This window comes from Microvirga terrestris (genome assembly GCF_015694425.1).
GTDB lineage: Bacteria > Pseudomonadota > Alphaproteobacteria > Rhizobiales > Beijerinckiaceae > Microvirga > Microvirga terrestris.
Genome location: NZ_JADQDN010000001.1, coordinates 247498 through 263603, shown reverse-complemented (window position 1 = coordinate 263603; position 16106 = coordinate 247498). Strand labels below are relative to the sequence as shown.

The 16106-nt window shown below is 61.9% G+C and carries 12 protein-coding genes and 1 other RNA gene; 7 read left to right on the top strand and 6 right to left on the bottom strand.

Features of this window, described 5'->3' with window-relative positions:
• Positions 1 to 57 precede the first annotated feature (57 nt).
• Positions 58 to 443, bottom strand: a transfer-messenger RNA (tmRNA) gene (gene ssrA, locus I2H36_RS01210).
• 476 nt (positions 444 to 919) lie between these two features.
• Positions 920 to 1672, bottom strand: a complete 753-nt coding sequence (locus I2H36_RS01205) for a TetR/AcrR family transcriptional regulator (RefSeq protein WP_343234377.1) — start codon at positions 1670 to 1672, stop codon at positions 920 to 922.
• Between the two features lie 26 nt (positions 1673 to 1698).
• Between I2H36_RS01205 and I2H36_RS01200 the strand changes: the two genes are divergently transcribed.
• Positions 1699 to 2145 (top strand): hypothetical protein, encoded by a 447-nt coding sequence (locus I2H36_RS01200; protein WP_196262063.1) that lies wholly within the window; start codon positions 1699 to 1701, stop codon positions 2143 to 2145.
• A gap of 450 nt (positions 2146 to 2595) precedes the next feature.
• On the opposite strand, the gene I2H36_RS01195 is transcribed toward I2H36_RS01200, so the two are convergent.
• Genes I2H36_RS01195 through I2H36_RS01185 form a run of 3 tightly spaced genes read right to left on the bottom strand, consistent with a single transcriptional unit; the run spans position 2596 to position 7133 of the window.
• Positions 2596 to 3489: a DMT family transporter gene (locus I2H36_RS01195; RefSeq protein ID WP_196262062.1), complete on the bottom strand. Its 894-nt coding sequence runs from the start codon at positions 3487 to 3489 to the stop codon at positions 2596 to 2598.
• A 4-nt stretch (positions 3490 to 3493) separates the two neighbouring features.
• Positions 3494 to 5890 carry a PIG-L family deacetylase gene (locus I2H36_RS01190; RefSeq protein WP_196262061.1) on the bottom strand — a complete coding sequence of 799 codons (2397 nt, stop codon included), beginning with the start codon at positions 5888 to 5890 and terminating at the stop codon, positions 3494 to 3496.
• Positions 5880 to 7133: an ROK family transcriptional regulator gene (locus I2H36_RS01185; RefSeq protein ID WP_196262060.1), complete on the bottom strand. Its 1254-nt coding sequence runs from the start codon at positions 7131 to 7133 to the stop codon at positions 5880 to 5882. Before I2H36_RS01185 ends, I2H36_RS01190 begins: the two co-directional genes overlap by 11 nt.
• 154 nt (positions 7134 to 7287) lie before the next feature.
• Here I2H36_RS01185 and I2H36_RS01180 point away from each other — a divergent pair, with 154 nt between their 5' ends.
• Genes I2H36_RS01180 through I2H36_RS01155 form a run of 6 tightly spaced genes read left to right on the top strand, consistent with a single transcriptional unit; the run spans position 7288 to position 13833 of the window.
• Positions 7288 to 8553: a sugar ABC transporter substrate-binding protein gene (locus I2H36_RS01180; protein ID WP_425523262.1), complete on the top strand. Its 1266-nt coding sequence runs from the start codon at positions 7288 to 7290 to the stop codon at positions 8551 to 8553.
• A 24-nt stretch (positions 8554 to 8577) separates the two neighbouring features.
• The gene (locus I2H36_RS01175) at positions 8578 to 9504 is read left to right on the top strand and encodes a carbohydrate ABC transporter permease (RefSeq protein ID WP_196262058.1); all 927 of its coding nucleotides are present in this window, start codon (positions 8578 to 8580) and stop codon (positions 9502 to 9504) included.
• Positions 9504 to 10355, top strand: coding sequence for a carbohydrate ABC transporter permease (locus I2H36_RS01170; protein ID WP_196262057.1), 852 nt, complete (start codon positions 9504 to 9506; stop codon positions 10353 to 10355). Before I2H36_RS01175 ends, I2H36_RS01170 begins: the two co-directional genes overlap by 1 nt.
• Positions 10356 to 10361: 6 nt before the next feature.
• Complete coding sequence (argH, locus tag I2H36_RS01165; protein WP_196262056.1) at positions 10362 to 11870, top strand: argininosuccinate lyase; 1509 nt, start codon at positions 10362 to 10364, stop codon at positions 11868 to 11870.
• Positions 11870 to 12940 carry an ABC transporter ATP-binding protein gene (locus I2H36_RS01160; protein WP_196262055.1) on the top strand — a complete coding sequence of 357 codons (1071 nt, stop codon included), beginning with the start codon at positions 11870 to 11872 and terminating at the stop codon, positions 12938 to 12940. Before argH ends, I2H36_RS01160 begins: the two co-directional genes overlap by 1 nt.
• Positions 12937 to 13833, top strand: coding sequence for a carbohydrate kinase family protein (locus tag I2H36_RS01155; RefSeq protein ID WP_196262054.1), 897 nt, complete (start codon positions 12937 to 12939; stop codon positions 13831 to 13833). Before I2H36_RS01160 ends, I2H36_RS01155 begins: the two co-directional genes overlap by 4 nt.
• 292 nt (positions 13834 to 14125) lie before the next feature.
• On the opposite strand, the gene I2H36_RS01150 is transcribed toward I2H36_RS01155, so the two are convergent.
• A complete protein-coding gene (locus tag I2H36_RS01150) occupies positions 14126 to 15670 on the bottom strand; it encodes a M81 family metallopeptidase (RefSeq protein ID WP_196262053.1) in 1545 nt (514 codons plus the stop codon).
• Positions 15671 to 16106 lie beyond the last annotated feature (436 nt).

The window sequence follows — 16106 nt, the reverse complement described above, 5'->3', positions numbered from 1 at the left end:
TTTTGTAGGCAACGTGAGCGTAAAAGGCCAAGGTTTAGAAATGGGAACGGCACCCGAAGGTGCCGTTTCTGTTGCTAGGCCTTCCCGAGCCCCGGATGGTTACGCCGCGAGGCGCACTGCACCCATGTCAACGTTATCGTTGGCATTTATGAGTTTTGCACTATCAAGGCCGTAGCTCAGCCTAATCGCAGCCTAGCCTTTATTGCGCCCAGTCGAACCCATGTCGCCCCCATCACAAACACACCGGGACAGCGGCATGACCTCAACGAAAGGCCATTCGCCCAAAACCCGTCTTGCGGAACTTGGACGGCCGGTGTGCTTGTGGTGGAGGCGGCGGGAATCGAACCCGCGTCCTAAACGCCTATTCCACTCTGCCTCTACGATCATAGTCAGGCGAACCTGACATGCATGATATAGACACGAGAAAGCACAATAGCCAGCCCCGAAGCAGGCGATCTTTTCTGATGGAGTGGAATAAAAAGTTTTGCCAGCAATTTTGCCTGTAGTCATCTCTCTCGTTGTACAACTGCAATCAGGCTTGGCTGACGACTTCCACGTGCTCCTCAAGGACTGTTTTGGGTCAGAATGAGCCGTTTGACGTGGCCGTTTGAAGGTCCGCTTGCCCTATGACCACAGACTTTTGGACTACCTCTCCTCCATGCATATTACAGATCTTCGCCAGTGCGAGCCAAATCCAATTCAACGGCACCGTCAACTGAGTGGTCGACAACATGCACCAGCTCGTCGAGCGTCCAGGTTGCCGGCGCACTCCTGCGGGAGGCAGTATCGCCGAGGAGGTCAGGCCTGAGTATTCGGGGTGTCGAAGGCGGTCAGAGGCATCGGACCGCTCAACGAGCCGAATTGACTGTGAATGGATTGCTGGATCTTTCGATGAGGTCTTGCTGGTAGCGAGTCTTTCTTAGGAGGACTTCTTTGGTTTCCTGAGGTCACATCTCGGTGGAACAATCATCTGGCTCATGAAGAGACGCAGAGCTCTGCGAACCGCGATGGCAGGCGGTTCGGACGGATGCCATTCCGGGAAGTGGCCATCAATGGCCATCCGTGCCAAGCCATAGACATAGGCACGGGCGGCGAGAACGAGATGATCCAGGTCAACGTCCGGGGCCAGCCGGCCTTGGTGTTGGGCTCGAGCCAACAGCTCAACCATCTTCTCACGTATGGCTCCGTTCTGGTCGCGCAGACTGGAGGACGCTTCGAAGTCGATCAGGGTGCGGGAGCTGATGATTTGGAAGTGCGTGGGATTGGCCATCGCCCATTCAAGATAGCCCTGACCGATCGCTTCGAACGCGGCTGCGGGATCAGTGCTATCAACATCGGACACCGCTCTGGCGACTGCCTCCGTGAGCCGATCCATTGCCTGTTCGGCGACGGCCGTCAGGAGCGCGGTCTTTGATCGGAAGTGCCGGAACGGCGCTCCGGGCGAAACTCCTGCACGCTTTGCCACCTCACGCACGGACAGTTGCTCGACCCCATGTTCCTCAATGAGTTCGACGGTTGCTGAAATGAGCGCTCCGACCAGATTGCCATGATGGTAGGGCTTAGGCTGGTCGCCTGCTTTGGTGACGGATGTCTTGGCCATTCCTGATCGATAGCATGCTTCAATGTAATCATCGATTATTTTGTTGACCCCGTCTCTCTTGCATGTAATCACTGATTACACCGTAGATGGAGATCCACATGTTTCGTCCTTCCTTGCTGTTCAGTCTCGCTCTCCTAGCATCCCCGATCGGGTTGGCTTACGCCGAAGACCAGCCCACCCTGGAGATCGTTTGGCCACAGCCCGGTTCAGCCGTTGACCTTGGGAATGATCCTGAAAAAGCGATCGGCGTCGTACTGAAGAGCAACTTCACACTCCTCCCCGCAGGACAATGCGGCGCGAACCACCAATGCGGTCATGTGCATTTGAAGATCGATCCGGACGGAGACACGTGCAACATCCCGGGAAAGCCCTCCAACAGCATGAACAGCGACTTCGGGGGCGATCTCATCAAGGCTCGCTTCGGCCACTGCCCGAAGGCTGCCGGCCAGCACGTGATCGGTGTTCTCCTGGCCGATGATTACCACAAGCCCGTTCTCGTGAACGGCAAGCCGGTGACCGCTTTGGTGAACGTCACGACAAAGTAGCTAACCTGACGCCATGTCGGACGGAGCGATGTGGTTACGGCTTTTGTCCAACCTACGTGCAAGGCGAATCCGATCTCGTCCCAATCACTTTCTCTGCGTCGGCTGAGCCGTATCTCAGCCCGCCACTTCCTGACCTGATCCATGGCGCATCTCTGCACGGGTACGAGTCCTGGAAACAGGGAGGGTGTCTCGTCTGACCGAAAGTTGTGAGCGCTCTCGACCCTCCTGCGACCTTCGTGCTGTCCGCTAAGGGCAAGGCACACCGGTGGCCGTCTGCGAGCCAGCCTGCCGATCTATCCCTATCTGCAGGATAGAAGTCCCCTTCGGGTCAAACAAGGAAATTGAGCAGACCGAATGAACGACTGCTCATCGCGTGAAGGGAGACATTCGAGTTACTGGTGGGATGTGCCAAAAGCTAACATTGTGCAGATGTCAGCTCGAGCCCTGCCGCTATCCCCAATTCTTGAGCCACCTTTCGGCTGGTGTTGCGAGCATGGTGGTCAGGACGACCACGGCTGCACCGAGGCACAGCGACAACGATGGAACTTCGCCAAAGTAGAGCCAGCCTGCAAAGCCCGAGAAGATAATGGACAGGTATCCGATGGGCGCCAGAAGCCGTGCCTCCTGCTTCTGGTAGGCCTGGAGCCAGCAATATTGCCCGACCTGGGCCAGAATCCCGATCACGATGATGCTGGGTGCCTCAGCCAATGGGATCGGGATCCAGACGAGGGCCGCCGGAACCGATGTCAGGAGGGTCAGGCCCACCGTGTAGAAAAGCATCAGGACAACCGTGTCCTCGCCCGCCAGGCGTCGCGTCTGCACCACGGAAAGTGCGCCGAAGAACACGGAGCCGAAGGCCGCGAGCAGCCCGACATTCCAGGGAATCTCGTCCGGCCGCAGCATGATGACGACGCCGACAAAACCTAAGGCCGTAAGCGAATAGCGGATCCGGCTCACCCTCTCCCCGAGCAGGAAAGCCGCCATCGCCAGCAGGATGAGGGGGCGGGTGTAGCTAATGGCGGTGACGAGGGCGAGCGGGAGCACCGCGAAGGCTGCGAAGTTGCAGGTGAGCGCCGCAGAGTTGAAGGCGACGCGCACAAGATGGCCACGAATGTTCGACAGGTTCGCCAGCTTGGCACGGTGACGCCACATGAGCGGCGCTACGGCCAGGAACCCGACAAGGGAGCGCAGGAAGACGAGCTGGATCGCCGGATAGGTCTCGCCCTTCGCCTTGACCATTGCCTGCATGATCGTGACGAGGCTCATGTCGAGCAGCAGCCATCCCGCGCTGCTCCACATGGAAACCGCAGGGCGGGCGGAGCGGCTGTCTGCTTCGGCCGCCATGCGCTCAGGCAGGCTGCACGAGGTTGGCGAGCACGCGGAATGCGCCGGGAACCAGCTTGTCGAGCTGGTGGTGCAGCACGAGCGAGACATGGGTGTGCCGCCCCCGCCCGATGCGCGCGGAGATCAGGGAGCCTTTAAGCGGGTTCTCGCCCGGATCATTCAGGGCCAGCAGCTCCTCGTAGGCGGCATCGTACTCCGCCGCGAAGTAGAGGCCCCTCTCTTTGTCCCAACCCTGCCAGTCGCCAGCATCGATGCGGTTCGGAGAGCTCAACAGGGGATGATCCGGCCTCAGGACGGTCACGGGAGCGCCGGGATCGGTAACGCGCCAGCGCAAGGAGGGCGAGCCGATGACGAGGCGGCGCGGCGGCGTGGCGGTCGGGTTCCAAGCATCAGTGGGGCGATGGTAGAGCGTCACCAGATGGCCGCCCTCCTCTACGAAGTGATGCAGCCGCCCTGTAGCCGCCTTGAGATCGCGCCTGAGGCCGAAGGCGAAGATGCCGACAACGATGGTGGTGAAAGCGGAAAGTTGACCTGCCTTCAGCTCGGACTCGCCGAGATCTGTCACGTCGAGGCCAAGGCGGCACATCTGAACGCCGACATTGTCGCTCCCGCCACCCACATAGCCGATGCGGGCACCCACTGGGAGAGTGACATCGAGCGACAGAACCTTCAGCTCCGCCGGCGCAATGAAGGATGTCGGCCTGATGTGAGGATAGCTGATGGTGTGGAGCGAAGTCGCAGGCCTGCCGTCCACGACAGGAACGAGCGTCGTGACGCCAGGGCGGAACTCTCGGGGCGGCAGAACAACCCAGTCACTCCCCTCCTTGCGAACGTTCCAGCCCGCCAGCACCTGCCAGTCGGTCGGCTCGGCTCTCGTAGTCTGCACCCGAATGCCATTGGCTGGCTCCCCGGCCTTGAAGAGCGCCACTGTCGGCTCAAGGGACAGGGATTGCAGCGGTCCGATTCTCAGGGGCTCCTCCGAATCGAGATCTACCTCGATTCTGCGCCCCCCGACCCTGCCCGAGATGCGAACGCCTCCCTCGCCATTGCCACCCAATGGATCGTAAGCTTCGGGATAGTTTCCAGTGTGGGGAGCTGATGCAGGAATCACGATCTCAAACTGCACATATCCCGGCTCCTCGTGCATCCCGACGGCGTTGAAGCCTTCGGGAAGGCGAGGCGTCATCGCGATATCAGAAAGGTCCTGCCCGTCGATATGCGTTTGCAGCGTGATCTGCGCGCCGGGATGCGCCGGTCCGGTGAAAACGGCGCGGGCTGTGTTGACGCTGGCCTCGAAGAGAGCCGCATCTATCTCCCGCAGCTTCCGGTCGAGGCGATGCCCCACCCTGCCCGCTGCCTCTTTGTCCAGTTCCGCGCGAGCCTGTTCGATCCGCCGTGCCGCATCGACGAGCGCCTCGACCATGCGGGCGCGATTTGGGAAGGCGGCGATGGCAGCATCGATCTGCCTCTGCGCCTCTTGCAGGGCTGCTGACGCCGACCCGGTCACGCCTGGCATGGCTGCAATGTCGGCGAGGGTTGCGGGCACATGAGCGCGGATATCTTTCTCCGGCCCAGCCTCGCCGTCGGCCCAGGCCTTCAGGTGCAGGCTCCATTGGTCGGCCGGCTTGTCGCGCCATTTGCCCATCCCCTGCGATGCATGCGCGGCGCGCGACCACTCACCGAGCTGTTTATAGGAGAGCCCGGTCACCTCGTCGCCGCCGACAACCTTGAGGCTCAGCGTCGCCGGCGGCGGAGGCACCTCGTCGTCATAGGCATAGCCTGCGCCCGACCAAGCCGGGAGGTAATATTTCGACACCTGCCAGGGCGTGAGGCCGGACGCGGCATGTTCCGGAAAGGCGGAAGGATCGGCGGCAAGTGAGAGTGCCGCCTCTGCGGCGCGGGTCATCGCGCGGTGATGACCGTGCTGGCCCGGCACGTCCAGGAAGGTAGGGATGACAATGTCCGGACGATAGCGACGGTAGGCTCGCACGAGGCGCTCGACGACGCGCTCCTCGCCCCAGCGGCGGAGCGTGTCGTCGCCGTTCTTCGAGAAGCCGAAATCGTGGACCGGGTCGTCCGGACCATGGCCGAGCCAAGCCACATCCGCATCTATGCGTCGGGCGGCCTCTTCCATCTCCGCTGTGCGCAGGACGCCGAGAACGGCACCCCGCTCCGGCCCGAGGGCATTCTGGCCGCCCTCGCCTCGCGTGGAACAGGCCACCACAACCCGCATGCCGTAGCCGAAGCGCAGGGCTGCGAGCATACCGTTAATCTCGTCGTCCGGATGAGCCCCAGTGTTCATCACGGTGAGCACTGAGCGCAGCCGGCTGAGGGCGCGATGAAGGCGCACCAGGGTCGGCTGGTGAACGACGCGGGCAAGGCGGCTGTGGTCATCCAGCAAGGGACATCTCCTCGTTCGGTTGTTCGCGCTTGGCGGCCTGGGCGGTGTCGAGCCGAGGCGTCATCGTTTCCAGAAGTGGCAGGGCTGCGGCACCGAGCGCCGCAGTGAGCCGACCGGTTCGTCCCTGGATCAGCCGCGCCTCGCTGCGGTTCCTGCGGCGTGCGACGGACAGGGGCAGCGGCTGCATGGCCTGCGTGAGATCCTCAAGCAGACCTAGCGGCAGTGCGCCGCCGATCACAATGGCTTCGGGATCGAATAGATTTTCCAGCATCGCGATCTGCGGAGCGAGATAGGAGGCCGCCTCACTAACCCACGCTTCGAACACCGGATGCCGCTGGCGATGCAATTGCTCGAGACGCTCGTAGTCGACGCCCTCAACTCCCGCCGCAGCCAGCTTCTCCGTAAGGGCCTGGATCGACGCATAGGCCTCGAGGCAACCATGCTGCCCGCAGGAGCAGCGATGGCCGCCCTTCTGCACCAGCACGTGCCCCATCTCGCCGGCGTTCCCGTTCGCTCCACGGTAAGGCCGCCCGTCGATCATGATGCCAAGGCCGAGGCCCTGTCCGAAATAGATAAGGCAGAAGTTCTTGAGGTCTTTCGCTGCCCCATGCAGGCGCTCACCGACGGCGGCGGCCGTGGCATCGTTCTCCAGGGTGATCGGCACATTCAGCATGCGTCCGATTCCGGCGGCCGCATCAAAGTCCAGCCATCCCGACAGGGTCGTTGGACCGACGGAGGTCATGCCCTCGACGTTGAACGGACCAGGCATCACGACTCCGACCCCGAGGAGCTGGGGCACGGGCTTACTCAGAGCGGCCTGCGCCGCCTCGATTTCAGCATTGATGACGGGCAGCACCGAGTCCGGATCGTTGTGCCGGATCGGCACCGTGCGCTGTGCGCGGACGCGGCCGCCGACGTCCACGAGAAGGGTAGAGACGTGATCCGCCGCGATCTCGATGCCGGCCGTCATGCCGCCGTTCGGATTGACGGCAAACTGGATCGGCGGAAGACCACGCCCTGCCCTGAGCCGCCCGGTCTTGATGAGAAGGCCGTCGGCAACGAGGTCCTCGACGATGTTCGAAACGGCCTGCGTGCTCAGATGTGCATGGCGCGAGATCTCGCTGCGTCCGATAGGGCCGAGCTGGCGCACGACGTCGAGCACCACACGGCGGTTGTGGGAGCGGTTGCGCTCCGGATTGCTGCCGATGGTCGAGCGTACCCCGGCCTTGGATTTCTTCGGCATCTCCAAACTCTCCAAGCCGTAAGGTTTATCCAGCGCACGTAATAACTCAAGTGGATTATCTTATTGACAGCCTGTTAACTCTAAGGGAGCCTGGAAGGTGGATCGGCCTCAAAGGCCGGCACCAGAAAAGGATCGGCGCTCAGCGCCAGCAAGAATGGAGAGGAACATGCGTTTCGGTCATATGCTCGCGAGCGTTGCCTTGGGCTTTGCCACCCTGGCCTCTACTGGCGCCAAGGCCGTCGAGATCGAGTACTGGCAGTATGTGTTCGACACCCGCGTCAAGGCGATGAACCAACTGATCGCTAAGTTCCAGGAGGCGAACCCGGACATCAAGGTCAAACAGACCACCTTCCCCTATGCGGACTACCAGACCAAGGTGGCCGCTTCGATCCTCGCCGGCCAAGGGCCGGATGTGGTACAACTCTTCTACGGCTGGACCGACAACTTCATCTCTGGCAAGATGATCCGCCCCTTGCGCGCAGAGGCTTTCCCCTCGACTGAAATCGAGCGCGACTTCTTCCCAATCGTGAGCGCCATGAAGCGCGGGAACGATTATTACGGCTTGCCGACCGCCGTGCGCTCCCTCGCCCTCTTCTATAACAAGAAGGCATTCAAGGACGCCGGCCTCGATCCCAACAACCCGCCGAAGACGATCGACGAACTTGTTACCGCCGCCGAGAAGACCGTGAAGCGCGATGGCAGCGGCAACATCGTCTCCGCCGGCATGACCCTGGACATGGGCGGCCAAGACCATCAGTGGTGGCGCGAAGTGCTGATCCGCCAGTTCGGCGGCGTTCCCTACACGGAGAACGACACCAAGGTAGCCTATAATGACGAGGCCGGCCTGAAGGCGCTCACCTTCTACACGGATCTGCAGAAGAAGCATAAGGTCGGCCAAGCCGGCTTCATGGATGAGGGACAGGCCGCCTTCCGTGCGGGCCTTGCCGCCATGACCATCGATGGCACCTTCCGCCTCGGCTCATTTGGCACGATCAAAGCCTTCGAGTGGGGCGTGACCGAGCTCCCTGCCAACGCCCAAGGCTTACGCAGCAACTATGCTAGCTACTTCGCCAATGCCATCACCACGAAGGCCGAAGGCGAGAAGCTGGCGGCGGCTGAGAAGTTCCTGAAGTACGTTTCCTCGCCCGAGGCCATGAAGGTCTGGATGGAGGTGGTGGGCGAGTTGCCGGCCCGCCGTGATGTGGCGCTAACTCCTGAGAATGTTGCGCATCCCGTCTACGGCCCGTTCCTCAAGGGCCTGGAATATGCTCACACCACTCTGTTCAAGGACGAGGCGGCCCAGCGTCAGGTAGCCATCGACATGGCTAACCGCGTCCTGATCGGTGGTGAGGATCCGAAGACCTCCCTCGCCAAGGCTGCGGAGGCCGAACAAGCAATCATCGACCGCGCCAAGCGCTAAAGCACACCCGCGAGGAAGCAGCGCATGTCCGCCGTCGCATATCGGGAGGCCGCTGGAGGCGGCCTCTGGTCGAGGATGAGCCTCGGCCAGAAACAGGTGCTCTGGGCGTGGAGCTTTCTTGCGGTTCCGCTCGTCTTCTACGTGGTGATCCGCTTCTGGCCGACCTTTCAGGCCTTCTACCTGTCCGTGACTGACTGGACGATCACCAAGCCCGCCTCCTTCGTGGGGCTGGAGAACTACGGGAGGCTGATCGAGGATTCGCTGTTCTGGCAGGTGTTCCGCAATACCTTCCTGTACCTGATCCTCGGCACGCCGATCAGCCTGCTGATCTCCTTCGTAGTGGCTTATTACCTGGACCGCGTGCGGTTCATGCACTCCTTCATCCGCGCGCTGTACTTCCTGCCTTTCCTCACTACCGCTGCCGCGATGGCTTGGGTGTGGCGCTGGTTCTATCAGCCCGTTCCCATCGGCGTGATCAATGACCTTCTTTCCAGCTTCGGCATCCCGCAGCAGCCTTTCCTGCGCTCGACCTCGCAGGCTCTGCCGGCCGTGCTCGCGCCCGCGGTGTGGGCGGGCCTTGGCTTCCAGATCATCATCTTCCTCGCGGGACTCAGGGCCATTCCCGTCACCTATTACGAAGCCGCGCGCATCGACGGTCTTCCGGAAGGCGCGATCCTGCGCAAGATCACGCTGCCGCTGCTGAAGCCGACCCTGGTCTTCCTGGTCGTGTTCTCATCCATCGGCTTCCTACGCATCTTCGACCAGGTCTACAACATCAACACGAACGACCCCGGCGGGCCGCTCAACTCCACCAAGCCCCTGGTGCTGATGATCTACCAGACCGCCTTCAGCTCCTACGAAATGGGCTATGCCGCCGCACAGACCGTGGTGCTGTTCCTGATCCTGCTCGTGATTTCCCTCGTTCAGTTGCGCCTCATGAGAGACCGCTGATGAAAGCCGCCGCATCCTCACCGAGCCTTGCGATGCCGAATATCCGGCCGGGCCGGATCCTTGCCTGGACGCTCCTGTTCATCGGCGGCGTCATCATGGTAACGCCCCTTCTCTTCATGATCTCCACCTCCCTGAAGGATGCCTCGCAGGTCTATGACCTGCGCGTGATCCCGGAGGCCCCGACCCTCGACAACTACATCGAGATTCTCGGCGACGGGCGGTTCACCCGCTGGCTCATCAACTCGGCCATCATAGCCGTGATCGTCACGCTGTCGAACGTGTTCTTCGACAGCTTGGTCGGCTATACCTTGGCGAAATTCCGCTTCCGCGGGCGCTACATCGTCTTCATCGCGATCCTGTCCACGCTGATGATCCCGACCGAGATGCTGGTCCTGCCCTGGTATCTCATGGCAAGCCAGTTCGGCTGGATCGACAGCTACTGGGGCATCATGTTCCCGGGCATGATGACGGCGTTCGGCACCTTCCTGATGAAGCAGTTTTTCGAGGGTGTGCCGGACGACTTCTTGGAGGCGGCGAGGATCGACGGGCTCAACGAGTTCACCATCTGGTGGAAGATCGCCATGCCGCTCGTCACCCCAGCCCTCTCGGCGCTCGCTATCTTCACCTTCCTCGGCAATTGGACGGCATTCTTCTGGCCGCTCATCGTGACCACAAGCGCCGAGCTCTACACCCTGCCCGTCGGTCTCTCCAGCTTCGCGGTCGAGCAGTCGATCCAATGGGAGAAGATCATGACCGGCGCGAGCATCGCGACCCTTCCTACCCTGATCATCTTCCTGTTCCTCCAGCGCTACATCGTCCGCGGCGTGATGCTGGCCGGACTAAAAGGCTGAGTGCCGATGACCCCAGGCCCATTCAATGACACCTCCGTCTTCCCGGATCCGGTCTACAAGGAGACCATCCTTCGGCCGCTCTTCGACGGAGCGAAGGACCATCACGCCGAGGGATTCCGCCTCATCGACAGGGCTCACCTCGTAATGCTCCACGAGACCGGGATCCTGACCATCGAGCAGGCCCGTCCCATCGCGCAGGCGCTCGAAGCCATCGACGACGAGATCGACGTGAGCGCACTCACCTATACCGGCGAGGTGGAGGATTTTTTCTTCCTGATCGAGAAGGAGCTGCGCAAGCGCCTGGGGCCGGACCTCGCCGGCCGCCTGCATACGGCTCGGTCCCGCAACGACATCGACCACACCCTGTTCAAGCTCGGTCTCAAAGCACGAATCGATCCCCTGCTGGAGCGCCTCGTCCGTCTCGCCGAGACCCTGGCGTCTGTTGCCGAGCGGGAGAGCGCTACGCTCATCGTCGCCTATACTCACGGCCAGCCCGCGCAACCGACGGTCTTCGGACATTATCTTGCGGCAATGCTGGAGACGCTGCTGCGCGACATCGCGCGGCTTGAAGCGGCTCGGGACATTGTGGACCACAGCCCCATGGGAGCGGCGGCCATCACCACAAGCGGCTTTCCCATCGACAGGGACCTGATGGCGCGGCTTCTCGGCTTCAGCCGTCCCCTGCAGAACTCCTATGGCTGCATCGCCTCCATCGACTACATCACTTCGACCTATTCGGCCATCGAGCTGGCATTCTTGCATCTCGGCCGCTTCATCCAGGACCTCCAGTTCTGGACGAGCTTCGAGGTAGGCCAAGTCTATGTGCCCAACGCCTTCGTGCAGATCAGCTCGATCATGCCGCAGAAGCGCAATCCGGTCCCCATCGAGCACATGCGCCACCTCGCCTCCCAGACGGTCGGGCGGGCGCGGGCCATGCTCACAATTATGCACAACACGCCGTTCACGGACATGAACGACAGCGAGGGCGAAAGCCAGGGCTTCGGCTACGGAGCCTTCGAAGGCGGCGGGCGTGTCCTCGATCTGCTGGCCGCCCTCGTTCCGGCCTTGCGCATCAACCCTGAGCGGGTGCGCGAGAACATCCGCCGTAGCTGCATTACCGTCACGGAGCTCGCCGACAGCCTGGTGCGGCGCGAGGGCCTGTCGTTCCGCGAGGCCCACGAGGTCGCAGCCGAGGTGTCTCGCGCTGTGGTGGCTATCGGCGGCGATATTCAGGAGGACGGCTACGAATCCTTCCAGGAAACATTCGAGCGCTGCACCGGCCGGCGCGCTGCCGTCGACAGGGCTCAGTTCGCCGAGATCGTCTCCCCGGAAAATTTCGTCGCCGTGCGCGATCGCTTCGGCGGGCCGGCGCCCAGGGCGCTCTCTGAGGCGATTGCTGGGTACAACCAGGAGATTACCGGCATCCGCCACCGGATGCAGGAAGCGAAGCGCCGGGGCGAAGCCTCTGCCCAGGATCTCCATTCCCGTTTCAACGCACTTCTCGGAGACCGCTGATGGCGACCATCGAAATCGAGCGCCTGGTCAAGCGCTTTGGAACAACCACCGTGGTCCATGGCATCGATCTCTCGATCGAAGACGGCGAGTTCGTCGTGTTGGTCGGTCCTTCGGGATGCGGCAAGTCCACGACGCTCAGGATGATCGCCGGGCTCGAGGAGATCAGCGCCGGCACGGTCCGCATCGACGGGCGCGTCGTCAACGAGCGTCAGCCTAGGGACCGGAACATCGCCATGGTGTTCCAGAACTACGCGATCTATCCGCATGTGACGGTCGCGGACAACATCGCCTTCGGCCTCTACCGCTCCAATCTTTCCAAGAGCGAGAAGCGCCAACGCGTGGAGCAAGTGGCGGAAACCCTCGGCCTGACGCATCTCCTCGAGCGTCGCCCTTCCGCCCTGTCGGGCGGCCAGCGCCAGCGCGTCGCCATCGGCCGCGCCATGGTGCGCGATCCGGCCGCATTCCTGTTCGACGAGCCGCTCTCCAATCTCGATGCGCAGCTGCGTACACAGATGCGAATCGAAATCAAGCGGCTCCACCACCGCCTCGGCACCACTTCGGTCTTCGTTACCCACGATCAGGTCGAGGCGATGACCATGGCAGACCGGATCGTGGTGATGCGCGAGGGCCGCATCCTTCAAGTGGGCACGCCCATGGAGCTTTACGAAAACCCTGTCGACGTGTTCACCGCCTGCTTCATCGGCAGCCCCACCATGAACCTCTTGCCCGCCTCCCTAAAGGGTGGCGCAGCCACTCTCGCGCTCGGAGGAACGTTGCAGGTTCCGCTCTCCTCCGCAAATAGCTCGGAGATCCTCGTTGGCGCTCGGCCGCACGACCTTATCCCGGCCGGCGACACCTCCGCGGGCCTGACCGTATCCGGTACCGTCGCCGTCGTGGAAACCCTCGGCTCGGAGACGCTCGTGCACATCGAGAACGCCGGCCAGACCATCATCGGCTCCGCGCCGGGACGGCAGATTCCGCGGATCGGCGAGGAACTCACCCTCCATGCGCCGATGGAAAAACTCTACTATTTCGACAAGGCCACCGAGAAAGCGCTGGCAAGCCGATGACAGGAATGCCTGCCGAGCGCAGCAAGATCCTATGTCTTGGGCGGACTTATTGCGACATCATCTTCATGGGGCTGCACGAGATGCCGGCACTCGGCCGCGAAAGATTTGCAGACAGCGTGACCATCGCAGCCGGCGGCGGCGGCTATATCACGGCAGCGCATCTCGCCTCCCTCGGCCGTCCGACTGCCCTGCTCACCCGCTTGGGTACGGATCCGCTGTCGCAGAGCCTCAATCCGGAGCTCGAAGCCAGCGGGATCGACCTGTCGTTCATCGAGCGATCTCCTGACGCCGGACCCCAGCCGACCGTGGCCTTGGTCAGAAACGGGGAAAGGGCCTTTGTGTCCCGGCGTGCTGGGGGCTCCCGTCCGGCGACGCTGGAGCAGGCTCTCTCCGCCCATGATGTCGCCCATCTGCACATCGCGGAGTTTGCCACCCTCAGGGATGCTCCGGAGGTGATCGCACTGGCTCGCAGCTTAGGTCTGACGATCTCCCTCGACCCAAGTTGGGACGATGAACTGATCCACCGTGGCTCGGACTTCTTTGAAATTTGCGCAGGGATCGACCTGCTGCTTCCGAATATCGAGGAGGGAAAGGCGCTGACGGGAGAAAGCACGGACGAGGCGATCCTGCAAAGTCTGCGGGAACGATTTCCCTTGGTGGTGCTGAAGTGCGGCGAGCGCGGTGCAGTGGCCTCCTGCGGATCGACCCGTATCTCTGCTGAAGCGCTTCGGGTGAACGTTGTCGATACAACAGGAGCGGGTGATGCTTTCAATGCAGGCTTTCTGCACTCCTGGCTCGGCACCTCGGACCTTGGGAGAAGCTTGGCCGCCGGGATTGAAGCGGGAGCCCTCTCCGTGCAGTCGGCAGGCGGAGCCCCACCGCGAATCCGCTGAGAGGCTTTGCTCATGCTTGACGCACAGAATTGCCGGAAGCGGCGCAGCCTGCTTGGGACTGGCTGCAAGCCGATCATTGACGAATCTGTCGGCACAATCGGAGCGTAAGTGCGGCGCAGAGCACTGCTGGCAGGACAGAACGTTATCTGAGGAATTATTGGCAGGGCACGACAGGTCTGGTTTGGGTCAAAGTATAACGAAGAGCGGATTGAATGAAGGTCGGCTTACTGCCTCAACTCAGAAATTGGCCATACTTCCGCCTCACGCCAAAATCCCGCCTTCACCTGTCTGCTCAACCGCGCCCCCTGGGCCAAGACGCTGTCCTTATCGTTTGCCATAGCCGAACTGCCTCAGGCCTCCACAAGACGTCTTCCTCGAGGGGATATACCGGGCGGATGAGCTTCTCGAAATGGAATAACTTGTAATCCGAGCTCGTCACCCCACGGCTTGCACATTCGATGACAACCCTCGCGATAGGTTCGAAGACGGGGCGGCAGTACATGCGGGATTTCAGGATGAGGTGACGGCACGCACGTGGGTCGAGACCGACGCTTGTGAACACGGCAAGGTCCCACGGCTCGTGGGGCAACTCGGTGACGAGTATGCGCGCCTGACCAGTATCAAGTACGGCAGCCTGCCCCATGAAGCAGCGCATCCCCGTGTAAGTCGGGCCGCTGATCGTATATTCCCCGTCGCCCAGAGCGCGGACTACGCCGCCGAGCTGCAGCGGATCCTTGGAGATGCCGATACGAGGCATGGCCACGCGGTTGCCAATTTTAACCCTGATCCGTGCGCCGACGCCTGCGGCCATCATCGCCGCCACGGCATCGGGATCGCAGATCGGGCCCACGACGATGTCGTCGAGCCCCTGCGCTAGTGCCTCGCCAAGCACATCCATCGTATCGCAGGTGCCGCCGGACATGCAGTTGTCGCCGTGATCGAGCAGAAGCACAGGGCCCTGTCCCTCTTCTTCGCCGGCGGCGTGCGCAGCGGCAACCGATTGCTGAAGAGGCTCCTCGTGATAGACGAGTTCAGCTCGGCGCTCCCACAGAAGCCCACCAATCTCGCGTGCGACCTCCGCCGCGAGATCTGCCGTTTCCGCGACCGTGACCACTGATACGCCGGCCTCCGGGGTATCTGCAATCGGAAAGCCGCCGAAAACGCTGACCGCGAGGATGCCGGACCTTGCTTCCGCCTGCCGGGCGGCCGCAATCGCGTCCTGCATGGCTCCTGGTATGCCGGTATTCATTTTCAAGGTATGAGCCAATTGCGGTGGATGGCACCATGCCCGCTTCGGCGCGAGCCCCTCGTCGAGCATGCGCCCGACGAGCCGGGCCACATGGGCGCCGGTCTCATACATGTCCACATGAGGATAGGTCTTGAAGCCCACGAGTACGTCGGCGTTGGCGACCATACGTTCAGTGATATTACCGTGAAGATCGAGGGCAACGCCGACTGGCACATCCGGCGCGACGGCGCGGATTCGGCCGAGAAGCTCGCCCTCGCCATCGTCCAAGCTGTCCGTCACCATCGCACCATGAAGATCGAGAAGAATGGCGTCGCATCCCTTCCCAACCGCATCGACGATGGCGACCACCATGGCCTCGAAAGCCTCATCGGCCACAGGGCCGCTCGGGTTGGCAGTGGCGAAGATCGGTGTCACCACCTCTGCGCCCCGCGCTTCCGCAAAGGCCAGGAAGGCGCCCATGGCGGTGCGGGAGCCCCTGCCCACCTGCAGGGCATCCTCGTTCCAGCGTGGGTTGAACGATGCGAGTGGCGTTGGTACCGGCGAGAATGTATTGGTTTCATGATTCAGGCGGGCGACGACGAAGTGCATGTCGATCTATCCTTGTGAAGGCGCTGCCCAGCGCCGATGTGTTCCCGCCGGCATGCGCCGATCTTGCAGGAGACGACTGTATCTGCCGATGCAAACCCACCTTGCCTATCATCGATCGGCAACTGCGCCTGGTGCAAGCGGAGGTTCGAGTCGGGTCAAAGAGTAATGTGCAGTAAATGAAATGAAGGTTCACTAAACGCCGCAGGAGGAGACTCAAGCCCTACTTCAGCTCAGTGCCAGAAGTGGAACTTCCCCGAAAGGATCTAAGCCAAGTCCTGCAAGTCCAACACAGAATCACTGGCGCTTCGCAGACAGACTGAGGACACCTTCAACGAATGCTTCCGCCTTGCGGGATCAACCGGGTAAGATGATGAATGTGTCCTTATGGAATCACGTTCGCGCGCCTGCTTGCCCAGCCCGCGTTGAACACACGATA